A 7,007-nucleotide genomic window follows, 5' to 3' on the forward strand; every position below is an offset into this window, starting at 1 on the left:
CCGCGAGGAGGTGTACTCGGCGGAGGGGATGCAGTGGGTCGACGACGCCACCCTCAAGAACGTGTTGCTCCGCCACTTCCCCGAACTCGCCAATACCGGGCTGGCCAACGTCACGAACGCGTTCGAGCCGTGGGACGACGACGCGTGGCTCGACCCGCTCCGGCACCCGCTGCGGGCGTACAACGCGGATCTGAAGCCCGATCCGTGGCTGGGCGATTCACGGCGCTGACGTTTGCGCGCCGTCGGGTTGGTCGGTGCGTGCCGTGGTTCGGCGGCCACCGCTGCGGGCTCGTTCTAGACTCGACGGGATGGTGGAGTCCTCCGACGGCCGCTCGGCACGACGGGAACGCAACCGTGACGCGGTCCTCGACGCCCTCGTCGAGTTGACCATCGAAGGGGCGGACGAACCGTCGATCGACGACATCGCGGACCGCGCCGGGGTGTCGTACCGATCGGTGTACCGCTATTTCGACGACCGCTCCGAGATGATGGCTGCGGCAACCGACCGCGCGATGGCATCGATCCAACCGCTGGTCCAGCAGGCGTCCGGCCAGGCGCAGCCCACCGATCCGCTCGACCACCGGATCCAGGCCATCGTCGACGGTCGAATCGAGTTGTACGACCGTGTCGCCGACACGGTGCGCGCGGCGATGACCCAGTCGTTCTCGAACCGCAAGATCCGCGAACACTTCCAGCACTCCCGGCGGGTCTCACGCGGCCAGATCCACGACCTCTTCCACAACGAGCTGAAATCGTTCACGCCACAGGAATGTGAGCTGCGGATCACGGCGATCGATCAGGCGCTGAGTTTCCAGGCGATCGACTACGTCGTCCACGATCGCCGTCACAGCCGGGACGAACTCGAGCGGTATCTCCGTGGATCGATCCGGGCGGCGCTGAGGTTGCGTCCGACGAGCGACTGACGCCGCGAGCGGTCAGCCGGCCGGTTGTGCTGCGCCGGCGGGTGCCGGTGCGGCGGTCGTCGGCGCCACGGTGGTCGTCGTCGTGGTGGTGGTCGTGGTGGTGGTCGCCGGACGAGTCGTGGTCGTGGCCGGAGCGACGGTGGTCGTGGTCTCGGGCGGCAGCGTCGTCGTGGTGGTCGTCGTGGCCGACGGATCGGCGTAGTCGAACGACGGCAACGAATCGCGCTCCGACACGTCCTCGGGCTCGTCGACGCCGTTCCAGACGAGGATCCGGTCACCGATGTCCATGATGTCCTGGAAGTACTCCGAGATGTGCATCGGCATCCGGACACAACCGTGCGACGCCGGCTCCAACGGCACGTTCAACGCGCCGTGCACAGCGATGCCGTAGTTGAAGTACACCGGGTTCCACATCGCGCCGAGCGGGCTGACGCGGGTGCCGCTGACCTCGCGCTCGTACTCGAACACGCCGCCGGGGGTCTTCGCCAGCGCACAGACCGCCTTGGTCACGGGCTCCTCGAGCTCGCGACCCTGGGCGTCGGTGTCGTAGGTCGCTTCTTCGCAGTATTCGGCCGGGTTGCCCTCGTCGTCGAGTTCACCGCTCGAGATGTGCGTGATCAGGATCGGTTCGTCCTTCTCGAACAGGACCATGACCTGCTCCTCGAGGTACACCTCGGTGTGGTCGGCCTGTCCATCGGTCGGACGCCGCGGCTCGATGCCGACGTCGCCCATCAACACTTCCCACGCCGCCTGGTCGATGACACCGTCCGCTTCGGTGCGCGGCGTGCCGAGGACCAGCTTCTCGAATGCCCACACGGCCTGCGTGGTCATCAGACCGAAGACGCCGTCGGCGGGACCGGGATCGAAACCGAGCTCGATCAGGCGCTCCTGAGCTGCCTGGACGTCTTCGCCCTGCACACCCTGGAACAGGTTGGTGCTGAGCGGCGGAATCGGTGCCGTGGTCGACGTCGGCGCAGCGGTCGTCGGCGCGACGAGCGTCGACGCGGGAACGAACGGTGCCACCGTGGCCGAGGGCGGGTGAGCGACCTCGTCGTTGCCCGAGGCGCCGACGACTCCGAACCCGACGATCACCGCGACGAGGGCGGTTGCAGCGATGATCGGAGCGCGTGTGACCGCTCCGGCGTCGCCGGATCGAGTCGACTGCGGAGCGCGCCGGACGGGGGGATTGAACTCGTCGATGCCCGTACTGTATTGGGTGACGCGGCGGTCGGCACGGCAGTTTCGCTCTTGGCTTCATCATGTGACGAGGGCCACCGCCACGTTGTGAAACGTGTGCGTTCCGTACCGAGACGAGTACGTTCCGTTCGGAACGAGCCCGTCTCGAACATCGGAGCATCCATGTCGTCCACCGCGCCCAACGAGGCGGAGATCCCACTCTACGAACGTCCCGAGATCCACGCTCGGCGCTGGTTCCTGCTCGGGATCATGTGTCTGAGCCTGGTCATGGTCGTGATGGCCGTGTCGGGACTGAACGTGGCGATTCCGTCGATCCAACGATCACTCGGCGCAACGTCGACCGATCTCCAGTGGATCGTCGACTCCTACGCCATCATCTTCGCCGGCATGCTGCTGTCGGCGGGAGCGATCGGCGACCGGTTCGGCCGAAAACGGGCGTTGCAGGGGGGACTCGTGTTGTTCGGAGTCGGCTCGGTCGTCGGCACGTTCGCCGACACGGTCGAGCTGGTCATCGTCGCCCGGGTCGTGATGGGCGTCGGTGCCGCATTCATCATGCCGGCGACGCTGTCGATCATCTCGGCGGTCTTCCCGCCGGCGGAGCGGTCGAAGGCGATCGCCGTCTGGGCCGGATTCGCCGGGGCCGGCGGCGCCCTCGGGCCGCTCGTCGTCGGATTCCTCCTCACCGACTGGTGGGTGTTCCCCGCCTACTGGTGGGGCGCCGCGTTCCTCTTCAACGTGGTGACGGTGGCGATCGTGCTGATCGCCGTGACCATCTGGGCGCCGCGCTCGAAGGACGAGGCGGCCACGCCGCTCGATCCGCTCGGAGCGGTTCTCTCGGTCGTCGGTCTCGCCGCGCTCCTCTACGGGATCATCGAAGGGCCCGTCAAGGGCTGGAGCAGCACCGAGGTGCTCGCCGGTTTCGTGATCGCGATCCTGGCGCTCGGCGGTTTCGTGATCTGGGAACTGCGTGCCGAACACCCGATGCTGCCGATGCAGTTCTTCCGCAACGGTGGCTTCACGCTCGGCGCGGGCGTGATCACGTTCGGTTTCTTCGTGATGTTCGGCTTCTTCTTCCTGATGACGCAGTTCCTGCAGTACGTCCGCGACTACTCGCCACTCGATGCAGGGGTCGCGACCCTTCCGCTCGCGGCCGTACTGGTGATGGTCTCACCGCGCAGCGCACAGCTCGCCGAGACCCTCGGCGCAAGCCGGGTGATGGGTGCCGGCTTCGGATTCATCGCCCTCGGGTTCGGGGTGTTCACCCAGGTGGACGCGTCATCGAACTACCTGCTGATCGCGCTCGGCCTGGTGCTGCTCGGAATCGGCATGGGGATCACGGTGGCCCCGGCCACCGGTTCGATCATGGCGACCGTTCCGCTGAACAAGGCCGGCGTCGGCTCGGCGGTCAACGACACCACGCGCGAGGTCGGCGGTGCGCTCGGGATCGCAGTGCTCGGCTCGATCGCCAATGCCGTCTATCGCAACGGCGTCGATGCGAGCCTGCTCGTCGGGTTGCCTCCCGCGGCGACGAGTGCGGCGGAGGAGTCGGTCGGCGCGGCGATCCAGATCTCATCCGATCCGAGCCTCCCGGTGCAGGCTGCGAACGCGCTCAGGACGGGAGCGCAGGATGCGTTCTCCGATGCCTTCAACACCGCGCTGGGCGCAGCCGGTGTGGTCGCGCTGGTGATCGGCATCCTCGTGCTCGTCGTCGGGCGTCGTACCGACACGCTCGCGGAGCCCGAGACGCGACGGGGCGAGCGTGCGGACGGAGCGTCGGTCGTCGCTCCCGACGGGGCGTCATGACGTCCGACGCCGACGACATGATCGCCGACGACGTGATCGCCGATGCCGTGATCGCTGACGAGGTGATCGCTGACGAGGTGGCCGGCGCGCTGCCGTCGATCGACCCGCGGGTCGCACGGTCGCGCCGGCTGATCTGTGCTGCAACGATCGACGAGATGGCCGAGGTCGGCTACGGAGCGATGACGATCGAGTCGGTCGCGAAGCGCGCAGGCGTCGGCAAGGCAACGGTGTACCGCCACTGGGACGGCAAGCTCGCGTTGGTCGAATCGGCGTTGGAACTGTTGCGTGCCGACGCGGTCGTCCCCGAGGAGGGCACGGTCCGGGAACGATTGATCTCCGTGGTCACGTCGCTGGCCGCCCATCTCGCCGACACCGACGCGGCGGGTTCGGCGTGTCTCCCGGCGCTCGTGAGCGCCGCGCAGTACGACGACTCGGTCCGCGACTTCCATCACAGCTTCAGCGCCGAGCGGCATCAGGTGTTGATCGACCTCGTCGACGAAGGACTCGCGAGCGGTGAGATCGCGCCGTCGGGCGGGGATGCCCGTCTGATCGCCGACCTCCTCGTCGGGCCGCTCTTCTTCCGGCGCATGCTGACCGCCGAACCGTTCCCGGTCGAGGGCGTGGAGGGGATCGTCGACGTCGTGCTCGGCTGACTCAGGGAGCGGGCGACCGGTCGCCGAGCAACCAGCGCGGTCCGGTGCCGAGGAGTGCGGCTTCGTCGTCGACGTTGTAGATCGCGCAGGTGTCGAGGCTCAAACACCCGCAGCCGATGCAGCCGTCGAGCTTCTCGCGCATCGCCTCCAGGAGCGCGATGCGCTCGTCCAGCAGTGGCTTCCACCCGCGGGCGAGCTTCGCCCAGTCACGACGGGTCGGCGTGCGTGAATCCGGCAAGGTGGCGAGGGCGTCGCGGATCTCGCTCAGGCTCAAGCCGACCCGCTGAGCGACCTTGATGAAGCTCACCCGGCGCAGCGCGTCGGCGTGGAACCGTCGATGTCCAGCGGCGTTGCGTTCGGACGTGATCAAACCGTGCGCCTCGTAGAACCGGATCGCCGACGTGGCGAGCCCCGCGCGCGCGGCCAGTTCGCCCACGGGAAGAAGTCGATCCTTCGACCTGCCCGACGATGCCGTTCGTGGAGTGTGAACCGATCCGCCAGACGGCGACTTGACTTCAACCATTCTTGAAGTCTTACGGTCGGCGGGCATGAACGCAACCGACAGCACCACCGAGCCCGTCGCCCACCTCGCGGATCTGGCGGAGGGCTCGATGAAGATGGTCAGGGTGGACGGTGAGCGCGTCTGTCTCGTGCGGACGGCGAGTGGGGTACACGCCATCGATCACGCCTGTCCACACGAGGGGTACGGACTCACCCAGGGTGTTCTCGACGGGGATGTCCTCACGTGCGCGTGGCACAACTGGAAGTTCAGGGTGAGCGACGGAACGTGTTTGTTGGGTGAGGAGGACGTCCGGACCCACGTCGTCGATGTCGACGACGCCGGGGGCGTTCGGGTCGCGTTGCGCCGATCCGATCCCGCCGAGGTTCGCGAGCGGGCGGCTGCGAGCCTCCGTCGCGGGATCGAGCGTGACTACGTCGGCCAGGTGTCCCGTGAGGTGGTCCGACTCCTGCGCGCCGATGCCGACCCCGGCGAGCTCCTCTGGCAGGCGGTCGCCCACGGTGCTCCGCGCGGCCAGTTCGGGTGGGGGCATTCGATCGCGTCCGCGACCGACTGCCTGGCGATGATCGATCTCTACGAGGGCGACCAGCGTGCACTGCCGCTCGTCCAGGCGATCGCAGGGATCTCGGAGTCGGAGCGCGACCGTCCCGTCCGGCCACTCCCGGCGCCGGAGACGGACCGGTCCAGGATCTGCGCCGCGACGTTCCGTGCGGCGGTCGAGGCCGAGCAGCTCGAGGACGCGCAGTCGATCGTGCGCGGCGCGATCCACCGCGGCGATCGTGCGACCGAGCTCCGCCCGTGGTTCACGCAGGTCGTCAGCGACCACCACCTGTCGTACGGGCACGCGGCGATCTACAGCCAGAAGGCGTTCGAACTGCTCGAGATGATCGGCTGGGAACGTGCCGACACGGTGCTGCCGCATCTGGTTCCCACGATCGTCTACGGGACCCGCGAGGACACGCTTCCGTACATGCGCGTGTTCATGCGCGGTCTCGCGAACGTCGATCTCGGCGAGTTGGCCAGGTGCGACGTCGATCCGGACTGGGCCGATGACGGGAAACTCCGCAGCGCAGTCCTCGGTTCGGATCGCGGCGCGCCGGTCGATGCCGTGACGGCGGCACTCCGCGCCGGAGCAGGAGTCGACGGCGTGCTCGACGTGGTCGTCGATGCCGTCAGCGAGCGGATGCTGCGTTACGACACGGCGGGAGAGACCGATTTCTCGGACGACTTCGGCTGGCTCGACATCACCCATGGCATCACGTATGCGCACGCGATCCGCTGGCACCATCATTCGGCGCTGGCGCGTGACGGCGGTGCCGATGAGCGAGAAGCGGCCGACCTCGTGCGCCTCGCCTCCTTCGGGGCGTTCCTCGGACACTGGACCGGCCGTCACGAGTGGCACACTCGCGTCGGTGAGCGTCACGACGTGGTTCGTCTCGCCGACGACGTCGACACCTATGCCGACGCGCTGCAGCGGGAGTCGTTGATGGACGGCACGGGTGCGTTCATCGTCCACGCGCACGCCGTCAAGACCTCGCGAGCGGCCGCGCTCGAGGCGCGACGACGGGCCACGATGCTTCCACTCGACGCGGCCGCTCGGTTCGTCTCGGCGCCGAAACTCGAGCGGTTCGTGGCGGCCAACGTCCATCGCTCGATCGACTTCATCGCCGGCCGCGTCGACCGCGACGCGTATCAACTGGGGTCAGACCCCAGTTGATACGCCAGCCGCGAACAGCGGTCACGCGACGGCGAGCGGATCGGACCAATCGTCCCAGTCGGGACCGAGGGCCTGGCGGATCCGGAGCGTCGCGATGTCGCGGCGGTTGCGGATCGTGCGGACGGTCACGTTGCACTCGCGGGCGGCGAGCAACGGCCCACCCGCGCTCGCGATGCTGCGGATGACGTCGAGGT

General features: G+C 68.0%; 7 protein-coding genes. 5 read left to right on the plus strand and 2 right to left on the minus strand.

The features are described 5' to 3' along the window. Both WBV89_RS16060 and WBV89_RS16065 read left to right on the plus strand, forming a co-directional pair. Window positions 1-229 (plus strand): hypothetical protein (locus tag WBV89_RS16060; protein ID WP_423982356.1); only part of this gene is annotated, 229 nt, incomplete at its 5' end. Between the two features lie 79 nt (window positions 230-308). Continuing rightward, complete coding sequence (locus WBV89_RS16065) at window positions 309-923, plus strand: TetR/AcrR family transcriptional regulator (RefSeq protein WP_423982357.1); 615 nt, start codon at window positions 309-311, stop codon at window positions 921-923. Window positions 924-935: 12 nt separating this feature from the next. Here WBV89_RS16065 and WBV89_RS16070 read toward each other — a convergent pair whose 3' ends face one another. Then, the gene (locus WBV89_RS16070; RefSeq protein ID WP_423982358.1) at window positions 936-2,015 is read right to left on the minus strand and encodes a L,D-transpeptidase family protein; all 1,080 of its coding nucleotides are present in this window, start codon (window positions 2,013-2,015) and stop codon (window positions 936-938) included. 267 nt (window positions 2,016-2,282) lie between these two features. On the opposite strand from WBV89_RS16070, the gene WBV89_RS16075 reads away from it, so the two are divergent. Together WBV89_RS16075 and WBV89_RS16080 are read left to right on the plus strand one after the other, a co-directional pair. Next, window positions 2,283-3,923 (plus strand): MFS transporter, encoded by a 1,641-nt coding sequence (locus WBV89_RS16075; protein ID WP_423982359.1) that lies wholly within the window; start codon window positions 2,283-2,285, stop codon window positions 3,921-3,923. Further along, the gene (locus tag WBV89_RS16080; protein WP_423982360.1) at window positions 3,920-4,576 is read left to right on the plus strand and encodes a TetR/AcrR family transcriptional regulator; all 657 of its coding nucleotides are present in this window, start codon (window positions 3,920-3,922) and stop codon (window positions 4,574-4,576) included. The genes WBV89_RS16075 and WBV89_RS16080 overlap by 4 nt, the downstream gene beginning before the upstream one ends. Before the next feature lies 1 nt (window position 4,577). Here WBV89_RS16080 and soxR read toward each other — a convergent pair whose 3' ends face one another. After that, on the minus strand, window positions 4,578-5,012 hold the full coding sequence (gene soxR / locus WBV89_RS16085; RefSeq protein WP_423982361.1) for a redox-sensitive transcriptional activator SoxR: 435 nt from the start codon (window positions 5,010-5,012) through the stop codon (window positions 4,578-4,580). Between the two features lie 112 nt (window positions 5,013-5,124). Here soxR and WBV89_RS16090 point away from each other — a divergent pair, with 112 nt between their 5' ends. Further along, complete coding sequence (locus WBV89_RS16090; protein WP_423982362.1) at window positions 5,125-6,813, plus strand: Rieske (2Fe-2S) protein; 1,689 nt, start codon at window positions 5,125-5,127, stop codon at window positions 6,811-6,813. Window positions 6,814-7,007 lie beyond the last annotated feature (194 nt).

Origin of the sequence: Ilumatobacter sp., assembly GCF_049588435.1 — a bacterium.
In the GTDB taxonomy this organism is placed as follows: Bacteria; Actinomycetota; Acidimicrobiia; order Acidimicrobiales; family Ilumatobacteraceae; genus Ilumatobacter_A.

Bases quoted from the DNA above. Each gene is read 5' to 3' on its own strand.
- WBV89_RS16065 (WP_423982357.1), top strand. From the start codon at position 309: ATGGTGGAGTCCTCCGACGGCCGCTCGGCACGACGGGAACGCAACCGT.
- WBV89_RS16075 (WP_423982359.1), top strand. From the start codon at position 2,283: ATGTCGTCCACCGCGCCCAACGAGGCGGAGATCCCACTCTACGAACGT.
- WBV89_RS16080 (WP_423982360.1), top strand. From the start codon at position 3,920: ATGACGTCCGACGCCGACGACATGATCGCCGACGACGTGATCGCCGAT.
- WBV89_RS16090 (WP_423982362.1), top strand. From the start codon at position 5,125: ATGAACGCAACCGACAGCACCACCGAGCCCGTCGCCCACCTCGCGGAT.